Consider the following 16,447-nt stretch of genomic DNA (forward strand, 5'->3'; position numbering starts at 1 on the left):
CGCCCAGCGACGCAGAAACTCGATCCAGACGTTCGGCAGGTCGTGATGCGTCGCGCCGTCCAGGATGCGTTCCAGATAGCCGGGGCGCGGTGGCCCGGGCTCGATGCGGTGATCGATGTAGACCCAGGCCGGCTCGGGCCCGCCTGCGGTGTGCACGGTCAATCGGTCCCGGCGGTAGCGCACCGGCACGCCCTCCGCACTGTCGAGCGCGGCCAGGTCGTGGTCGGTGACCTGCCACAGCACGCCGTGCACCTGCGATGCGCCCACCGGTTCGATGGTGGCCACGCCGCGCTGGTTGATCAGCCAGCTGTGGTCGTCCAGCCGGGCCGGCCGGGGATCGATCGCGCCCGGACAGCGCCGGGCCATCTGTGCCACGCACAGATTGGAGCCGTAGGCGAAGTACGGGTGAAGCATTCAGCCCGTGACGGTCAGATAGATCAGCACCACGTTGAGCACACTAATCAATCCGGCCACACCCCAGCCGAGCGTCGTGGTGAGACGGTGGTTGACGTCGTCGCCCATCAGGGTTGCGTTGCTGGTCAACCGCACCAGCGGGATCAGCGCCAGGGGAATGCCGAAAGAGAGCACGACCTGCGAGAGGACCAGGGCCCGGCTGGGGTCGACGCCGATCGCCAGGATGGCCAGGGCCGGGATCAGGGTGACCACCCGGCGCAACAGCAGGGGGTAGGAGCGGCGCAGCAGCCCCTGCATGATCATCGCGCCCGCATACGCACCGACCGACGTGGACGCCAGCCCCGACGCCAGCAGTCCGATGGCGAAAAGCAGCGCCACCGTCGGGCCCAGGGTGTCGCGGACCGCGGCGTGGGCGCCCTCGATGGAGTCGGTGTTGTCGCGTCCCTGCAGGTTGGTGGCGGCGACCAGCAGCATGGCCAGGTTCACCGCGCCGGCGACCAGCATGGCCAGCCCGACGTCGTAGCGGGTGACCCGCAGCAGGCGCCGCCGCGGGGCGCCCGGTTCGGGGTGGCCGTGACGGTCGCGGGCCAGGCCGGAGTGCAGGTAGACCGCATGCGGCATCACCGTCGCGCCGAGCATCGCGGTGGCCAACAGCAGGCTTTCGGTGCCCTGGAACCGGGGGATGAGCCCGGCCGCGACCTCGGCCGCCGGGGGAGCCTCGACGAACAGGCTGGTGAGAAAGCCGATCGCGATGATCATCAGCAGTCCGGTGATCACCCGCTCGAATACCCGCTGGCCGCGGTGATTCTGCAGGCTCAACAGAAGAAGTGAAACCACCCCGGTGATGACTCCGCCCAGCAGCAGCGGCAGGTCGAAGAGCAGGTACAGGGCGATGGCGCCACCCACCACCTCGGCGAGATCGGTTGCGACGGCGACCAGTTCGGCCTGTATCCAGTAAGCGATGCGGGTCGGCGTGCGGGTGTGATCGGCAATCACCTCGGGTAGCGAGCGGCCCGTGACCAGGCCGAGTTTGGCCGAGAGGTACTGCACCAGCCCGGCCATCACGTTGGCCACCACGATCACCCAGACCAGGAGGTAGCCGAACTGTGCTCCCGCACTGACGTTGGCGGCGACGTTGCCCGGATCGACGTAGGCAATCGCGGCGACGAATGCCGGGCCGAGCAGCATCCAGCTCGGCGTCGTGCGCGCCTTGGTGTCCTCCAACAACTGCCCAGCTCCCTATCCGGGTCTGCGAATAGAAAAGTTAGGGTAGCCGAAACCTCTCGGCGAAGCCAATGTCGGGGGTGGTCAAAGGGGTGTCACCGACCGACGGAGATGCCGCCGAAGCCGAATACCCCGCCGTACCAGGGGCCGTAATTCATGGCCGGCGGAGAGGTCACGATCGCAGTGCTGCCATTGGTCTGGCATTGCGTGGTATTGAGCGAGGTGGTGGTGCATTTCGGTGCTGCTGCGCCGGCCGGGGCGGTGAGAATCGCCAAATACGGCACCACCAGCAACGCGGCCACGTACCGAACGATGTTGCTCATGACCTACTCCGATCGATGGAGCAAGTCTACGTCGCAACGGTGCTGTCAGCGCTGGTCAGAGAACGAAAAAATCGTCGTCCCACGGGAACATCCCATAGCCGGGCTGTGGCGGGGTCGAGTCGATCTGCACGTTGCCTTCGGTCGCGCATTCGGTGGTCTGGCCACCCTCGACCGAGCTGCCGCCAGTCACCTCGCACTGGGGCAGCAGGCGAGGTTCGCTGGGGGCGCTGGGTTCGGCCGAGGCCAGCGGCGCCAGGGCGATCGCCGCGGAAGCGCCGCCCACCATGAGGCAACCGGTGAGCGTAGTCAGGCGAAACTTCATCGCGGCGATCCTTCCAAGCAGGGTTTACCCGGGAGCGTACAGACCCTTACCCGTGATCAGGGGCAGATCGAGAGTGGTGCGGATACCCGGTTCGGCGTCGACCACGGCCGGGATCGCGTTGACCACCCGCGCCGCCGTGGCGACCAGACCCGCGTGGTTGTGGTCACCGTTCGGGCTGCTCAGACACAAGTCCAGGGTGTACGACGGTTCACCGGTCACCACGACCCGGTACGAGCCGCCTTCCTGCGCGGGCTGCGGCCACTCGGGGCACAAATCATCGCGCAGCCGCGTCACGTGCTCCAGCACCACGGCAGCCTTGCCATCGCGCATGCCGCGCACCTCGAAACGCAGTGCGGCCGTGGTGCCCACCGGGATGTGCCCGGCGGCGATATCGAAGTCCTCGGGCGCCGGTACCCGGGTGTGTTCCTCGGTCACCTCATCGAGTTCGATGCCGAGCCCGGCGGCCAGCTGCCGCACCACCGAACCCCAGGCCAGACTCAGCACACCGGGTTGCAACAGCATCGGGGTTTCGTCGATCGGCTTGCCGAAGCCCATCACGTCGAACATCACGGCCGCGCTGTCATAGGTGGCGTAGTCGACGATCTCCATGCATCGGATCTGTTCGATCTGCTGGCAGGTGCCCGCAAGGGCAAGGGGCAGAAGATCGTTGGCGAAACCGGGGTCGATGCCATTGACAAAGATGCTGGCTCCGCCCGCCTCGGCGGCACTGGCAATGGGCTCGATCAACTCGGCCGGCAGCACCTCCCACGGGTACTGCAGAAACACCGCGGAGCTGGCCACCACGTTGACCCCGGCCGCCAGGATGCGCCGGTAGTCCTCCAGGGCCTCGGGCAGCCGGTTGTCGGCAAGAGCGGTGTAGGCCACGCAGTCCGGCTTGTCGGCCAGGATCGCGTCGAGATCGTCGGTGGCCAGGATCCCTGTCGAAACGTCAAGGCCGGCAAGCTCTCCGGCATCCTTCCCGGCTTTGGCTGACGAAGACACCCACACGCCGGTGAGTTCGTAGTCCGGATTGGTGACAAGTTGCTTGAGCGCATGCTTGCCGACGTTTCCGGTACCGATCGCCGCAACGCGAATGGCCATTCTTCTCCTCAGAGGTCAGGGATGGGCAGGTCGAGATTTGGCATGTTGAGGCCTCCGTCGACCTCGAGCACCTTGCCGGTCAGGTAGCTGCCCGCAGGTGAGGACAGGTACACCGCGGCGGCCGCGATGTCGGCCGGATCGCCGAGTCGGCGCAGCGGGGTGGCCTTCTCCATCGGATCGCGCAGCGCGTCATTGGAGGCCACGATGTCGAGGGCTGAGGTCAGGATCGAGCCGGGTGCGATCGCGTTGACCCGGATGCGTGGGCACAGGTCCAGCGCAGACAGCCGCGTGTAGTGCGCGAGTGCAGCCTTCGCCGTGCCGTAGGCGGCGAACCCGCGCCCGGCCAGACGCCCCACCGTGGAGGTGATGTTGATGATGCTGCCGCCGCCGGAGTGTTCGAGCATCAGCGGCACCGCTGCACAGGTCAGCGCGTGCGCGGTCGACACATTGAAGGTGAAGGCATCGCGCAGATCCTTGGTGGAGGTGTTCAACAAAGGGGCCGGCATGGTGCCGCCGACGTTGTTGACGACGATGTCTAGTTTCCCGAACGCCTCCACGGCGGTGGCCGCGAGCTCGGCGGTGGCCTCGGGGTGGGCGAGGTCGGCGACGACGACGTGGGCCCGCCGCCCGGTGGCGGCGACCTGCTCGGCAACCTCGTCGAGTTGGGCCTGGGTACGGGCCGCGATGACCACGTCCGCACCGGCTTCCGCGAATGCCAGGGCGGTGGCTGCGCCCAATCCACGGCCGGCTCCGGTGACGATCGCAACCTTGTCATCCAGTCGGAATCTGTCCAGAATCACGTGCACTCCGTTCGCTTGCTCGGCGCCACGCTAGCAGGGTGAGACGGCGGCCGTGGGGTGTTTCTGAAACACGTTCTAGTTCGTTCTGCGGTGCCCTGCGCAGGTCGTGGGCGACATGTACTTCACCGACGGCAACACCCGCTAGGGCTTTCAGAACGGCTCCGGTCGTTCCCGCCCGCCCGGGACCGCAAATTCTGTGCTCAGTCAATATTCTCGTTTGCAGGGAAATGGAGAAAAGAAGCGTTGTTCCTATCCCCGGTCATCTTTTTCAGACATAGCATCAGATAATCGAAAGGATTCGGTGAAATGCGAATACGTCAGATCTACCTCACAGCGATGCTCGCGGCGGTTCCCGCCGCTGTGGCGGCGACTCTAGCTGCCACTCCAATGGCCAGTTCGGCGAATGTCCAGCTCAGCGCGCATCCCGCCGTTCAGAATGTTCCCCTTGATCCGCGGTGCGACCTCGACCTCCAAGGCAACTGCAACGTGCCCGGCATCCCGGGCAACATTAACGTCAACCCGCCGAACATCAATGTGAATCCGCCGAATGTCAATTTGCCGGGTCCCCGGCGATAAGAGGCGCTGAAAACAAGTAGGGGCTATCCGAATCTCCGGAACCCCGGCGCATTTATGGTCTGGTCGCTGCCGTGTGTCGTCCGGCGACTCAAAGCCCCCCGCGGCGGCGTCGTCAGGCGCACAATTGAGGGGTCAGTCCAAGGTGGGGAGCGGCGATGACCCAGCAGCGATACGACTTCTTCGGCGATGTTTTCGCGCGGTACTTCAAACCCGGGATCGATGAGTACCCCTCGACGGCCGGTGCGCTCGTCCACAGCCTTCTCGCCTGCACCGACGACCTGCAGGACCGGTTGGCTCAGGCCCGGCTGGCTGCAGAGGCGTGGGGCGAGGAGGAGTTGGGTCACCCCGGCCATGTGCATCCCGCGTCGGAACTGTTCGTCATCACGCAGTGCGGCCTGATGTACGGCGCCCGTTTCGCCGACGCCCGTCACGGCCTCTATTACCTCGCCACCCCACGTGCGATGTTCGATGCGTTCGTCGACCAGATCGAGTGCACCCCGCTGAGTCCGGGCGCAGTGGTCGCGGTCGATCGCCGGTGCAGCCACGATCTCGAATCCGCCCATCCCATGGATGCGGCACTGCGGCGGATCCTGGACGAACACGAGGCCTTGCGCGTCGATGTGAGTGTGTAGCGACGCTTCGGGCGGGGCGATGTTAACGCCATGTTTCGGCGGTGTTGGCTGCACATTAACCCGTATGGGTTCGGTATGAGTATGTCGGACAACGGAATTCGGCGACTTACGGTTTAGCCCACTTCACCGAAACCGAAGGGCGGGTTGAACCCAGTGGAACGGAACTTGAGAAGCGTGTGTGTTGCCGGTGCCGGGCTGTGTGCGCTGGGGACAGCGATGGCGGTGCCGGCCGCTGCCGCACCCACCGAGTCGACGGCGAGCCAAACCATCAGTGACCTCCAAAGTCAGGGCTACCGGGTGATCTTGAGCAAGGTCGGCACCAAAGCCATCGACGACTGCACGGTGAGTGCCGTCCGTCAAGGGCGCTCTGTCACCGGCCCGCAGGTACCGGCCGGAGCGGCGAGCATCACGTCGTTCAACCCGGGGCAGAATCTGCAGTACACGACGGTGTACGTGGATCTTGATTGTCGACGTTGAGCTATTTCTTGGCGGCAGCCTTCTTGGCCGCTTTCTTGGCAGGCGCCTTTTTCGCCGGGGCTTTCTTGGCCGGCTCTTTCGCTGAGCTGCCACGGGCCTTCACGCTGGCTTCGAGCTTGGCCAGCAGATCGGACACATCCTCGGTCTCGTCGAGCTCGGTGGGTTGCTCTTCGACCGAGAAAGCCTCTCCACCTTCGAGTTTGGCCTGGACAAGCTCGTGCAGTTGTTCCTGATAGTCGTCGCGGAACTGGTCCGGCTTGAAGTCGTCGGTCATCGACTCCACGACCTGCCCGGCCATCTTCAACTCGGCCGGCTTGATCTCGACTTCCTTGTCCAGCACCGGGAAGTCGGGATCGCGGATCTCGTCGGGCCACAGCAAGGTGTGGATCATCATCACGTTCCGCTTGCTGAAGTCCTTCACCCGCAACGCGGCCAGCCGTGTCTTGTTGCGCAACGAGAAGTGCACGATGGCCACGCGTTCGGACTCGGCAAGGGTCTTGGCCAACAGCACATAGGACTTGGACGACTTGGAGTCGGGCTCCAAGAAATAGCTCTTGTCGTACATCAACGGGTCGAGTTGGTCGGCCGGAATGAACTCGACAACTTCGATTTCGCGGCTGCGTTCTTCGGGCAGCGTGGCGATGTCCTCGTCGGTGATCACCACCATCTGCCCGTCATCCGACTCGAACGCCTTGTTGATGTCTCGGAACTCGACGACCTCGCCGCACACTTCGCAGACCCGCTTGTAGCGGATGCGCCCGTTGTCCTTGGCATGGACCTGGTGGAACTTGATGTCGTGGTCCTCGGTGGCGCTGTAGACCTTGACCGGCACGTTCACCAGGCCGAAGGCGATCGAACCCTTCCAGATGGATCGCATTTGCCCAGTATGGCTTGATATCGGCGCAGGTGCGAAGAACCTCGTGCGCGCGGCGCCCGATCAGGTGCCCTTGACCAGGCGGTACACCGATTCGGGCGGGTCGATCTCGGTGTCCACCCAAGGCGCCGGAATCGGATCGCCGGCCACCGTGCGTAGCGGCACCACGCCGGCCCAGCCGCCGAAGTCGGTCTGCGCCTCGGGGCGCCCTGGCGGTGCGTCGCGGACTTTGACGGTCCAGCACTCGGGCTCGATCGGGAGGGCGACCGCCAGTGTGGCGGCGAGTTCCTTCTTCGTGCTGGAGCGCACCTCGCTGCTGCGGCCGGGGATCAGCGAATCGCTCATCAGGTCCAGTGCGTACGCCGCATCGCGTGGGTCGATGGCGGTCAGGTTTCCTCGCACCACGGCGGACCGGTAGTTGGCGGTTGAGTCGAAAAGCGTTTCCGCCACCACGATTCCGTCGAGCAGCGTCACGCAGAACGCGGCGGGCGCCCCGGCCGCGGCATGTCGCAGTGCGCCGGCTCCCGTCGAGCCGTGCAGTACAACCCGGTCGCCGTCGCGGGCATAGAGCATCGGCACGACCCACGGGAGTCCGTCCACCACCGTCGCGAGGGTGCCCACCGCGGCGGCATCGAGCACCGAGTCGAGGGCGGCCCGGTCGGTGCGGGCCAGGTGATGTTCTCTTCTGATCTGCTTCACGGGTCAGATTCTGCGGACATTCCGGCCTGCTCAGAAGGTCCAGAATAAGTGGATATGTACAGACCACTAACGTGAGACGGCATGGCCCGCCATGCACCCGACCTGCACTTGGACTTGCAGCTCCCCGCCGGCCCGGCGCCGCTGCGGCAGCGCATCGCTACGGCCGTCATCGAGCAGATCCGGCTGGGCCGGCTCGGTCCTGGCGACGCGCTGCCGTCGACCCGCAGCCTGGCTGCGGAACTCGCCGTCGCCCGCTCATCGGTCGTCGACGCGTACGACGAGCTCGCCGCCGCCGGCTACACCACCGCGCTGCCCGGATCGGGCACGAGGATCGCCGCCGGGGCCGACGCCGCGGCCCTCGCCGGCGCGGCCTCACACGTGACCGCGAGCGGCGTCACGCCTGTGGCGCGCCGTGCCCCGGGTGACCAGCCGCCGGCTTGGGACCTCATGCCTGGACACCCTGATCCGGGCCTGATCTCGACGACGGACTGGCGCCGCGCCTGGAGAGGGGCCGCCGCTGCCCCGATATCCTCCGCGGCTGCGGGGCCGGACGGGCACTCCGAACTCCGCGGCGCCCTGGCCGGGCATCTGCGTCGGACCCGGGGAATCGTCGCCGATCCGAGCGAGCTGATCATCGTGCCCGGCGTGGCCTCCGCGTTGCGCACCATCACCCAGGCGGCCGGGCTGGCCGGGCGCGACATCGCCTTCGAGGAACCGGGCTACGCCGAGGCGCGGGAGGTGTTCGAGATGTCCGGCGCCCGAACGCGTGCCGTGCCGGTAGACGGTGACGGCCTCGATCCTGGCTCGCTGCGCAATTCCGATGCGGCCGTGTATTGCACTCCGGCACATCAGTATCCGCTCGGGGCACGGCTGCCGGTATCGCGACGTGCCCAGCTCGTACAGTGGGCCGCCCGGGCCGGCAGCTTGCTGATCGAGGACGACTACGACGGCGAGTTTCGCTACGACGTGTCTGCGTTGCCCGCGCTGCACGGCATCGCCGGCGGGCGCGACTACGTGGCCTACATCGGGACGGCGTCGAAAATCCTCACGCCCACGCTGCGGGTCGCCTGGATGCTACCGCCGCCGAGGCTCCGGGATGCCGTCGCCGACGTGCTGGAACGCAGCGGTGAATCCGTATGTGGGGTCACCACTCTCGCGTTGGCCCGGTTCATCGAGTCGGGTGCGCTGACCCGTCACCTCGCCAGGGCGGGACGCACCTACTCGGCGCGGCGGGCGGCGCTCGTCAGTGCGCTTGGACGACGAAGCGCGGGCACTCGGCTGGAGGGCGTCGAGGCGGGTCTGCACGTGGTGGTGCGGCTGCCCGACGGGACCGACGACCTCGCGGTAGCTGCGACGCTCCGTGGCCGGGGTGTCACCGTATCGCCGCTGTCAGGGTTCTTCTCGGGCGCTGCCACAGCCCGGGGCCTGGTGTGCGGATACGCGCGTCTGCCCGAGACTCGGACCGATGCCGTGGCCGGGCTCATCGCGGACGCGATCCGTCAACCGTGACCGCCGCTCAGGACTGCGCGGCAGCGTCTCGTGCCGCACGATCCGGCAGGTCGGCGCCGGGGCGAGCCACCGTCAACGCCGCGGACAGCACAGCGGACCTCAGGACACCTTCGAGCGTCTCAGTGCCGATCCGGGACAGGTCGCGGCGGTGGTCGGCGCCGAGCAGGCCCAATGACCACACCGCGTCGAGCAGGCCCGTCATGAAAGCGTCGCCGGCCCCGACGGTGTCCACCACCTCGACCGACCGGGCCGGGACCGACACCGAACCGGCCCGGCACACGGCGAACGCACCACGCTCACCCGACGTCACCGCGACGATGGACGGGCCGACCTCCAGCCACGCCCGCGCGATCTGCTCGGGGGAGTGCCGGGGGTCCAGCCAGCGCAGGTCCTCCTCGGACGTCTTCACGATGTCGGCGCGTTCGACAAGTCGGTCGATGCGTCCGCGTGCGATGTCGTCGTCCCGGATCACGTCCGGGCGGACATTCGGGTCGAAGGTGAGGGTCGCCGACATCCGGTAGGCATCGAGCAGTGCGGCGGTTGCGCGGCACCCTGGCTCCAGCACGGTCGCGATCGAACCGGTGTGCACCAGCAGCGGGGTCGCCACCTCGGGAGTGCCGGTCAGCTGCCAATCGATGTCGAATTGGTAGTGAGCCGATCCTGTGTCGGTCAGCGTGGCTAGTGCGGTGGGTGTCCGGCTGGCGCTGGTGCTGCCTGAAACCAGTTGCACCCCAGATCTTTCCACGTAATCGACGATGCGCTTGCCGCGGTCGTCATCGGCGATGTGGGTGAGGAAGTCGACGTCACGGCCCAGCCGGCCGAGACCGACGGCGACGTTGAGGGGGCTGCCGCCGACGTATTCCGTGCGGTCACCCCGCGCTGTACCGGATGCTCGCTCGTGGCCTCGCTCGACGATGTCGATCAAGGCCTCGCCGATCACCAGGGCCCGGCTCATGGCTCCATGGTAGGTCGCTTGGGCTAGAGCCGTCCGGCGATGAACCCAGCCGCCTGATCGGGATATGGCGGGAGCTCATACGCGCTGTGCGCCGCGCGGGTGCGACCACCCTCGACACAGATCGGATCACCGGCGCTGCACAGGTCGATGGCCCGCCCGGCGAACAGACCGGTGCTCGACAGCGGCGTGCCGAACCGGTTGCCGGGGTTGCCGAACACCGCGACAGCAGAGACCCGGTCGGCGCTGTAGGGCGGCAATGCGGGAGCCGAGCCGATCGTGCCGATCCGGTCGCCGATCGGGGGCACGCCCGCCAGCATCGAAACTGCCGCTGCACCTTGTGAGAATCCACCGAGCACCACTTCGGTACCCGGGCATTGATCAGCCAGCCAGGCGATGTGTCCGGCCGCGTCATTCGCGCCGACTGCGGTGGTCAGGAAGTTGAGCCCGGCCGGATAGTTCACCGCGTACACGCCCAGGCTGCGTGGCGCGATCCTCGGCCCGAGTTGGTCGACGAGCGCCTGGCCCACCCGCCCGATCCCGGGCGCCTCGCCGGTGCCGCGCGCGAAGACCACCTCGACGTCCGAGCACTGGTCGGCCGATGCCGCGGGTGCCGGGCTAATGAGAACGGCCGTCGCAATCGATACAGCGATGGCCGACCGGAGGACTGCGGTGTTCAGCGACATCAGCCCATGTTCACATTTTGACGGCACATCAGCTTGGTTCATCGCCGAACTGCTTCGAGACGCTGTCGCACAGCTTCCAGGTCCCATCCTCTTTGAGGAAGTACAGCGCCCCCTGCAGCGGTGGATCGGACCGGGTGAGCTCGGCCTGCGCGACGTCCCCACGAACCGTCACGTCGATTATGCCGATCGGGATCATCGTATGGCGGTTGATGCCAGGTGATGACCGCGAAACAGGTGTCCCCGGAAGGATGACTGATAGGCATTTGATTCTTGATGTCCGCGTATAAGTTGGAAAGATGGAGCGCTATGAACGGGTTCGGCTGACGAACCCCGACAAGGTGCTCTATCCCGCCACCGGTACCACCAAAGCCGAGGTGTTCGACTATTACCTGAGCATCGCCGAGGTAATGCTTCCCCACATGGCCGGCCGCCCGGTGACCCGAAAGCGTTGGCCCAACGGGGTGGCGGAAACGTCTTTCTTCGAAAAGCAGTTGGCTTCTTCGGCTCCGAGCTGGCTGGAGCGGGGCAGTATCGTGCACAAGTCCGGGACGACCACGTACCCGATCATCAATACCCGCGAAGGCCTGGCCTGGATCGCCCAACAGGCCGCATTGGAAGTGCATGTGCCGCAATGGCGGTTCTCCGCCGACGGCAACCAAGGCCCGGCCACCCGTATCGTGTTCGACCTCGATCCGGGTGAGGGCGTCACGATGCCGCGGCTGTGCGAGGTGGCCCAGGCGGTCCGCGAACTCATGGGTGACATCGGGCTGACGACGTATCCGCTCACCAGCGGCAGCAAGGGCCTGCATCTGTATGTGCCTCTGGCCGAGCCGATCAGCTCCCGTGGTGCCTCGGTGCTGGCCAAACGGGTGGCTGTACAGCTGGAACAGTCGATGCCCGAACTCGTCACCGCCACCATGACCCGCAGTGTGCGCGCGCAGAAGATATTTCTGGACTGGAGCCAGAACAACGGGGCCAAGACCACAATCGCCCCCTACTCGCTGCGTGGGCGTGAGCACCCGACCGTTGCCGCGCCCCGCACCTGGGACGAGATCTCCGACCCGGATCTGCGCCACTTGCGATTCGATGAAGTGTTGCAAAGGGTTTCCGATGACGGCGACCTGCTCGCCGGGCTCGACGAGGGCGCACCCCGACTCGACAAACTCACCACCTACCGCAGTATGCGCGATGCGGGCAAGACACCCGAGCCGGTGCCCCGAGATGTTCCTGCGACCGGAAACAACGACCGGTTCGTGATCCAGGAGCATCACGCCCGGAGGTTGCATTACGACCTGAGGCTGGAACGCGATGGCGTACTGGTGAGTTGGGCGGTCCCCAAGAATCTGCCCGAGACCACCGCGGTGAATCACCTTGCCGTGCATACCGAAGACCACCCGATCGAGTACCTGACCTTTCACGGCTCGATCCCCAAGGGGGAGTACGGCGCGGGGAACATGGTCATCTGGGACACCGGTACCTACGAGGCGGAGAAGTTCCGGGTCAGCGACGATCCCGAGGCCCGCAACGGTGAGGTCATCTTCACCCTGAGCGGCAACCGTATCGACGGCCGTTACGCGCTGATCCAGACCGAGGGCAAGAACTGGCTGGCGCACCGGATGAAGGACCAGAAGTCGGCCATGCCCGAGCCGCAGGACTTCGCGCCGATGCTGGCCACCGAGGGCTCGGTGGCCAAACTCAAGGCCGGCCAGTGGGCATTCGAGGGCAAGTGGGACGGCTACCGGCTGCTGGTGGACGCCGACCACGGCCGCCTGCAACTGCGTTCCCGCCGCGGGCGTGACGTCACCGGCGAATACCCGCAATTGGAGGCGCTGGCCGCCGATCTCGCCGACCACCACGTGGTGCTCGACGGCGAGGTGGTGGCACTCGACGATTCTGGGGTGCCCAGCTTCGGCGAGATGCAGAACCGGGCCCGCTCCACCCGCGTCGAATTCTGGGCCTTCGACATCCTTTGGCTGGACGGGCGCTCCTTGCTACGCGCCAAGTACTCCGACCGACGAAAGTTGTTGGACGCGTTGGCTTCCGGTGGTGGCCTCATCGTGCCCGAGCCGCTGCCCGGTGACGGCCCGGAGGCCATGGAACATGCCCGTGAGCACCGGTTCGAAGGCGTCGTCGCCAAGAAGCGCGACTCGACCTATCAGCCGGGCCGGCGGTCGGCGTCGTGGATCAAGGACAAGATCTGGAACACCCAGGAGGCGGTGATCGGCGGCTGGCGTCAGGGCGAGGGTGGGCGCAGCAGCGGCATCGGTGCGCTGCTGCTCGGTGTCCCGGGCCCCAGCGGACTTCAATTCGCTGGCCGGGTCGGCACTGGGTTCACCGACAAGGAACTGGCCAAGCTCAAGGGCATGCTCAAACCTCTGCACACCGAGGAATCCCCCTTTGACAAGCCACTGCCGAAGCTCGACGCCAAAGGGGTCACGTTCGTGCGGCCCGAGCTGGTCGGGGAGGTGCGTTACAGCGAGCGCACCGCGGATCACCGGCTGCGCCAACCCAGTTGGCGTGGTCTGCGCCCGGACAAGTCGCCGGATGAGGTGGTCTGGGAGTCAGTGCACTAGGTCGCCCGAACCGTCGAGCGCTTCCCGCAGCCCCCGGGTCGCGAGCTCGTCGGCCAACTCGTTGTCGGCGACACCCGAGTGCCCCTTCACCCAGAACCACTCGACCTCATGCCGCGCGCAGGCGGCCTGCAGCCGCTGCCAGAGGTCGACGTTCTTCACCGGTTGCTTGGCGGCGGTCAGCCAGCCGTTACGTTCCCAGCCGAGCACCCACTTGGTGATGCCGTTGCGGACATACGTGCTGTCGGTGTGCAGGTGCACCACCACGGATCTCGTGAGCGCTTCGAGCGCCATGATGGGCGCCATCAGCTCCATCCGGTTGTTGCTCGTGCTACCCGGGTCCCCGCCGTACATCTCACGGACGTGTTCGCGGTGCCGCAGCACCGCGCCCCATCCACCGGGCCCGGGGTTCGGCCGGCACCCGCCGTCGGTGTGGATGACGACTACCTCGCTGTCCATCACTTCTCCAATGCCTCACGAAGCAGACGTACCGCCCTGGGGCCGACACCGTGAAGGGCGAGAAGCTCATCGAGATCCGCGGGCAGATCTGCGAGCACTCGGTACCCGGCGTCGATGAGCGCGCCGGTCGCGGGTCGGCCGATCCCGATGCCGTCGAAGACGGGGCCGCGATCAGCTGGGTCGGTCATGCGCTGAGGATAGGCAACCGCATCGAGCGACCGGCGCCCCGACACACGTCAAGACCGCAGAGTCGTCGAGATCACCGCCGTGTGCACCGACATGCCGAGGTCGCGGTGCCGCAGCGTGGTGATCCGCCGTCCCGGCTGGACGGCGTCCTTGACCGGCCCGGTGCGGTCGCCGAAGAACGCCGCCGCCGCGTCGATGTCGGTCACTGTGAACGTGATTCCCCACAGTGACGAGGGGCCGTCAGTCGCCGTCTCGGGCGAACCGACGACCTCGATGATCACCTCTCCGAAGCGGAAGAAGATCTGACGCATCCGACGTCCGCCGAGTTCGGTGTCGCGTTCCCGGCGCGGCTCCACGCCGATGGCCGCCATCGAGGCGACCGTCCGCCCCAGGTCGCGGGATAGCAACACGATGTGATCGATCGCGGTGACGCCGTTCGCGTGGATGGCGGCCCGGGCGGTGGCGGCGGTCGACCGCGCTGTCGGGATGCCGTCGAGGTCTTCCACCGCGCCGTTCGTCGGGAGGCCACGCAACGCCCACCCGGCGATGCCACGGCCGTGGTCACGCCCGACCAGTCGGATGCGCACGCCGCCGACCCGGCAGACCGGGCCGGCGTCTCCGCCGGGATCGACACTGAACCCCGCCTGCGTCCAGGCGTCGGGCGGGTCAGCGACTTCGAGTTCGTCGACGGTGACGGTCATGGACGTCGAATCTAGCTGCCCACGGTCACTTGCGTGGCGGCCGTAAGGCTTTCATCGCCAGGCGCATGACGGGCTCCGGCACGTGGTCCTTGGCGGACAGTGCGGCGTCGGCCGCCCGGGTGCGCAGCGCCGTGCCGCGACCGAACCACCGGTTCAACGGCCCGCCGGACGGCTCCAGGTCCACGTGCAGCGGCGGCTTACCGTCGGCGGCGCCGAGAGCATGCGCGATGACGATGCGCTGGATCTCGCTGGTGCCCTCAAAGATCGTGTACAGCTTGGCATCCCGGTACCACTTCTCGACGGGATGGTCGGTGACGTAGCCCCAGCCGCCCATCGTCTGGATGGCCTGCTCGGTGGCGCGGACCGCCACCTCGCTTGCGGCCAACTTCGACATCGAGCCCTCGCCGCGGTCGAACGGCACCCCGGCAGCGGCCATCCAGGATGCCCGCCACGTGAGCAGCCGGGCGGCATCGATCTGGGTGGCCAGATCGGCGAGTGGAAATGCGATGCCCTGGTTGTCGATGATGGGCGCGCCGAAGGCAATCCGGCGGTTCGCGTATTCGGTGACGTATTCCAGTGCGGCCCTGGCGATCCCGAGGGCCTGTGCAGCCACCATCGGCCGGGTCTGTTCGAAGGTCCCGAGTGTGGCGGAGCCGGAGTTCCGGGCACCTGCGACGAGCTCGCGGGCGCGCGCCAGCTTGTGCTCGAGCTTGTCCTGACCACCGAGCAGATTGTCGGCAGGAACTCGGACGCTGTCGAACTTGAGCTCGGCGGTGTGTGAGGCCCGGCAGCCGAGCTTGTCGAGTTTGCGCACCATCTCCAGCCCCGGTGTGCCGCCCTCGACGACGAACAGCGCTTGTCCCTTGTGGCCGAGTTCCTGGTCGACGACTGCGTTGACCACGTGCACATTGGCGATGCCGCCGTTGCCGATCCACATCTTGTGGCCGTCGATGATCCAGTCCGCGTCCGCTCCGGGTCCACTACGGACGGCGTGGGTGCGCAGGTTGCGCACATCACTGCCACCCTCGGGCTCTGAGATTGCCAACGCTGCCAGCTTGAGGTCACCCGGGGTGCCGAAGCATTCGGGAGCCCACCGCAGCATCTGTTCAGGTGAAGCGGCCTGGCCGATCGCCGACAGTGCCAGTGCCGGCATGACGATGGCCAACCCGATCCCTGCGCAGCCCCAGAACAGTTCCTCCATGAACATCGGAAGGGACAGCCCGGTGGGGTCGCCGATCAGGTCGCGGTAGAACAGTGGGCTGTAGAACCCCTGACTGGCCGCTTCCTCCAACACCGGCCACGGAAACTCCTGCCGCCGGTCGTAGTCCGCGGCGACCGGACGGATCACCTGTTCGGCAAATTCGTGTGTCCGGCGGGCCAGGTCGTGCTGAGCAACGGTAGGAGTGATGTCGAATGCCACGCGGGTGGGATACCCGCTGTGGATGCCGCCGAACTCGTGGACCTCAGCCCGACGTCTGGCCGGCGTCAGCAATTCGCCGGCGGGCTTCGGCCGGAGAGATGCGGAGCCTCCGGGCGAGCACCCCGGCTGGGTCGAAACGTGGCGGCGACGCGTTGTCGGTGGCGACCATCCGCCCCAGCAGCCGTTGTTGAGCGGTCGCCAGTCGTTTCTCGCCGGCGTCGAGCCGGCTCAGAACCTCGTGGAGCTCCGCCCGCGACAAGGCATGCACCGCCAGTGCGTCTATCTCTTTGCAAGCGGCGTTCAGGTGATCGAGGGCATCACCGACGACCGTCCGCTCGATGTCCCTCTCGGAAACCAATATCGAACTCATGTTCGGAACCGTACGCCGCCCCACCGACAAGCCCAGCGATCGCGCGGGACAGGCGGACCCAAAACAATCGGCCGCACAACATTGTGCGGCCGACTGTGGGCATTCAATTTCGCCCGAACCGGTAATTCCGGTTTGGCCCTATAACAAATCAG

19 protein-coding genes and 1 pseudogene are annotated in these 16,447 nt (G+C 66.7%); 4 read left to right on the forward strand and 16 right to left on the reverse strand.

The annotated features are described in order from the left end of the window. Positions 1 to 3 precede the first annotated feature (3 nt). The 6 genes and pseudogenes from ACZY08_RS18140 to ACZY08_RS18165 form a co-directional block, all read right to left on the reverse strand. Positions 4 to 414, reverse strand: a pseudogene (locus tag ACZY08_RS18140) (gamma-glutamylcyclotransferase family protein); the annotation flags it as partial. Continuing rightward, a complete protein-coding gene (locus ACZY08_RS18145; RefSeq protein WP_463746018.1) occupies positions 415 to 1,641 on the reverse strand; it encodes an Nramp family divalent metal transporter in 1,227 nt (408 codons plus the stop codon). It lies immediately after the preceding pseudogene. Between the two features lie 92 nt (positions 1,642 to 1,733). Next, positions 1,734 to 1,961: a hypothetical protein gene (locus ACZY08_RS18150; protein WP_463746019.1), complete on the reverse strand. Its 228-nt coding sequence runs from the start codon at positions 1,959 to 1,961 to the stop codon at positions 1,734 to 1,736. A gap of 55 nt (positions 1,962 to 2,016) precedes the next feature. Beyond that, a complete protein-coding gene (locus ACZY08_RS18155; protein ID WP_463746020.1) occupies positions 2,017 to 2,283 on the reverse strand; it encodes a hypothetical protein in 267 nt (88 codons plus the stop codon). A 24-nt stretch (positions 2,284 to 2,307) separates the two neighbouring features. Further along, positions 2,308 to 3,384 carry an NAD(P)H-dependent amine dehydrogenase family protein gene (locus tag ACZY08_RS18160; RefSeq protein WP_463746021.1) on the reverse strand — a complete coding sequence of 359 codons (1,077 nt, stop codon included), beginning with the start codon at positions 3,382 to 3,384 and terminating at the stop codon, positions 2,308 to 2,310. Positions 3,385 to 3,392: 8 nt separating this feature from the next. Then, positions 3,393 to 4,184 carry an SDR family oxidoreductase gene (locus ACZY08_RS18165; RefSeq protein WP_463746022.1) on the reverse strand — a complete coding sequence of 264 codons (792 nt, stop codon included), beginning with the start codon at positions 4,182 to 4,184 and terminating at the stop codon, positions 3,393 to 3,395. 731 nt (positions 4,185 to 4,915) lie between these two features. Between ACZY08_RS18165 and ACZY08_RS18170 the strand changes: the two genes are divergently transcribed. Together ACZY08_RS18170 and ACZY08_RS18175 are read left to right on the forward strand one after the other, a co-directional pair. Further along, positions 4,916 to 5,392, forward strand: a complete 477-nt coding sequence (locus ACZY08_RS18170; RefSeq protein ID WP_463746023.1) for a glucose-6-phosphate dehydrogenase — start codon at positions 4,916 to 4,918, stop codon at positions 5,390 to 5,392. A gap of 174 nt (positions 5,393 to 5,566) precedes the next feature. Further along, on the forward strand, positions 5,567 to 5,869 hold the full coding sequence (locus ACZY08_RS18175) for a hypothetical protein (protein WP_463746024.1): 303 nt from the start codon (positions 5,567 to 5,569) through the stop codon (positions 5,867 to 5,869). Position 5,870: 1 nt separating this feature from the next. Here ACZY08_RS18175 and ku read toward each other — a convergent pair whose 3' ends face one another. Both ku and ACZY08_RS18185 read right to left on the reverse strand, forming a co-directional pair. Then, positions 5,871 to 6,746, reverse strand: coding sequence for a non-homologous end joining protein Ku (gene ku, locus ACZY08_RS18180; protein WP_463746025.1), 876 nt, complete (start codon positions 6,744 to 6,746; stop codon positions 5,871 to 5,873). Between the two features lie 60 nt (positions 6,747 to 6,806). Next, positions 6,807 to 7,442, reverse strand: a complete 636-nt coding sequence (locus ACZY08_RS18185; RefSeq protein WP_463746026.1) for a pyridoxamine 5'-phosphate oxidase family protein — start codon at positions 7,440 to 7,442, stop codon at positions 6,807 to 6,809. Positions 7,443 to 7,523: 81 nt separating this feature from the next. Here ACZY08_RS18185 and pdxR point away from each other — a divergent pair, with 81 nt between their 5' ends. Next, positions 7,524 to 8,951 carry a MocR-like pyridoxine biosynthesis transcription factor PdxR gene (gene pdxR / locus ACZY08_RS18190; RefSeq protein ID WP_463746027.1) on the forward strand — a complete coding sequence of 476 codons (1,428 nt, stop codon included), beginning with the start codon at positions 7,524 to 7,526 and terminating at the stop codon, positions 8,949 to 8,951. A gap of 7 nt (positions 8,952 to 8,958) precedes the next feature. Here pdxR and ACZY08_RS18195 read toward each other — a convergent pair whose 3' ends face one another. From ACZY08_RS18195 to ACZY08_RS18205, 3 genes are read right to left on the reverse strand one after another with little or no spacing between them, the layout of a single operon-like run. Further along, positions 8,959 to 9,906, reverse strand: coding sequence for a carbohydrate kinase family protein (locus ACZY08_RS18195; protein WP_463746028.1), 948 nt, complete (start codon positions 9,904 to 9,906; stop codon positions 8,959 to 8,961). Between the two features lie 23 nt (positions 9,907 to 9,929). After that, positions 9,930 to 10,589: a cutinase family protein gene (locus ACZY08_RS18200; RefSeq protein ID WP_463746029.1), complete on the reverse strand. Its 660-nt coding sequence runs from the start codon at positions 10,587 to 10,589 to the stop codon at positions 9,930 to 9,932. Between the two features lie 28 nt (positions 10,590 to 10,617). Then, a complete protein-coding gene (locus ACZY08_RS18205; RefSeq protein ID WP_463746030.1) occupies positions 10,618 to 10,761 on the reverse strand; it encodes a hypothetical protein in 144 nt (47 codons plus the stop codon). 124 nt (positions 10,762 to 10,885) lie between these two features. On the opposite strand from ACZY08_RS18205, the gene ACZY08_RS18210 reads away from it, so the two are divergent. Further along, positions 10,886 to 13,162 (forward strand): ATP-dependent DNA ligase, encoded by a 2,277-nt coding sequence (locus ACZY08_RS18210; protein ID WP_463746031.1) that lies wholly within the window; start codon positions 10,886 to 10,888, stop codon positions 13,160 to 13,162. Here ACZY08_RS18210 and rnhA read toward each other — a convergent pair. From rnhA to ACZY08_RS18235, 5 genes are read right to left on the reverse strand one after another with little or no spacing between them, the layout of a single operon-like run. Then, positions 13,151 to 13,618 carry a ribonuclease HI gene (rnhA, locus tag ACZY08_RS18215; protein ID WP_463746032.1) on the reverse strand — a complete coding sequence of 156 codons (468 nt, stop codon included), beginning with the start codon at positions 13,616 to 13,618 and terminating at the stop codon, positions 13,151 to 13,153. The two genes, ACZY08_RS18210 and rnhA, sit on opposite strands and share 12 nt — an antisense overlap. Then, on the reverse strand, positions 13,618 to 13,806 hold the full coding sequence (locus ACZY08_RS18220; RefSeq protein ID WP_463746033.1) for a helix-hairpin-helix domain-containing protein: 189 nt from the start codon (positions 13,804 to 13,806) through the stop codon (positions 13,618 to 13,620). Before ACZY08_RS18220 ends, rnhA begins: the two co-directional genes overlap by 1 nt. Positions 13,807 to 13,854: 48 nt before the next feature. Beyond that, entirely contained in the window at positions 13,855 to 14,505 is a 651-nt protein-coding gene (locus ACZY08_RS18225) for a glyoxalase (protein ID WP_463746034.1), read from the reverse strand. A gap of 25 nt (positions 14,506 to 14,530) precedes the next feature. Beyond that, complete coding sequence (locus ACZY08_RS18230; protein WP_463746035.1) at positions 14,531 to 15,925, reverse strand: acyl-CoA dehydrogenase family protein; 1,395 nt, start codon at positions 15,923 to 15,925, stop codon at positions 14,531 to 14,533. Between the two features lie 43 nt (positions 15,926 to 15,968). Then, positions 15,969 to 16,295, reverse strand: a complete 327-nt coding sequence (locus ACZY08_RS18235; protein ID WP_463746036.1) for a hypothetical protein — start codon at positions 16,293 to 16,295, stop codon at positions 15,969 to 15,971. Between the last annotated feature and the right edge of the window lie 152 nt (positions 16,296 to 16,447).

This window comes from Mycobacterium sp. IDUB_9, from assembly GCF_055419505.1.

What these genes read in the sequence shown, in the direction of transcription:
- ACZY08_RS18160 (WP_463746021.1), bottom strand. Translation starts at nt 3,384, where the DNA reads ATGGCCATTCGCGTTGCGGCGATCGGTACCGGAAACGTCGGCAAGCAT.
- ACZY08_RS18220 (WP_463746033.1), bottom strand. Translation starts at nt 13,806, where the DNA reads ATGACCGACCCAGCTGATCGCGGCCCCGTCTTCGACGGCATCGGGATC.
- ACZY08_RS18150 (WP_463746019.1), bottom strand. Translation starts at nt 1,961, where the DNA reads ATGAGCAACATCGTTCGGTACGTGGCCGCGTTGCTGGTGGTGCCGTAT.
- ACZY08_RS18210 (WP_463746031.1), top strand. Translation starts at nt 10,886, where the DNA reads ATGGAGCGCTATGAACGGGTTCGGCTGACGAACCCCGACAAGGTGCTC.
- ACZY08_RS18225 (WP_463746034.1), bottom strand. Translation starts at nt 14,505, where the DNA reads ATGACCGTCACCGTCGACGAACTCGAAGTCGCTGACCCGCCCGACGCC.
- rnhA (WP_463746032.1), bottom strand. Translation starts at nt 13,618, where the DNA reads ATGGACAGCGAGGTAGTCGTCATCCACACCGACGGCGGGTGCCGGCCG.
- ACZY08_RS18155 (WP_463746020.1), bottom strand. Translation starts at nt 2,283, where the DNA reads ATGAAGTTTCGCCTGACTACGCTCACCGGTTGCCTCATGGTGGGCGGC.
- pdxR (WP_463746027.1), top strand. Translation starts at nt 7,524, where the DNA reads ATGGCCCGCCATGCACCCGACCTGCACTTGGACTTGCAGCTCCCCGCC.
- ACZY08_RS18200 (WP_463746029.1), bottom strand. Translation starts at nt 10,589, where the DNA reads ATGTCGCTGAACACCGCAGTCCTCCGGTCGGCCATCGCTGTATCGATT.
- ACZY08_RS18235 (WP_463746036.1), bottom strand. Translation starts at nt 16,295, where the DNA reads ATGAGTTCGATATTGGTTTCCGAGAGGGACATCGAGCGGACGGTCGTC.
- ACZY08_RS18170 (WP_463746023.1), top strand. Translation starts at nt 4,916, where the DNA reads ATGACCCAGCAGCGATACGACTTCTTCGGCGATGTTTTCGCGCGGTAC.
- ACZY08_RS18195 (WP_463746028.1), bottom strand. Translation starts at nt 9,906, where the DNA reads ATGAGCCGGGCCCTGGTGATCGGCGAGGCCTTGATCGACATCGTCGAG.
- ku (WP_463746025.1), bottom strand. Translation starts at nt 6,746, where the DNA reads ATGCGATCCATCTGGAAGGGTTCGATCGCCTTCGGCCTGGTGAACGTG.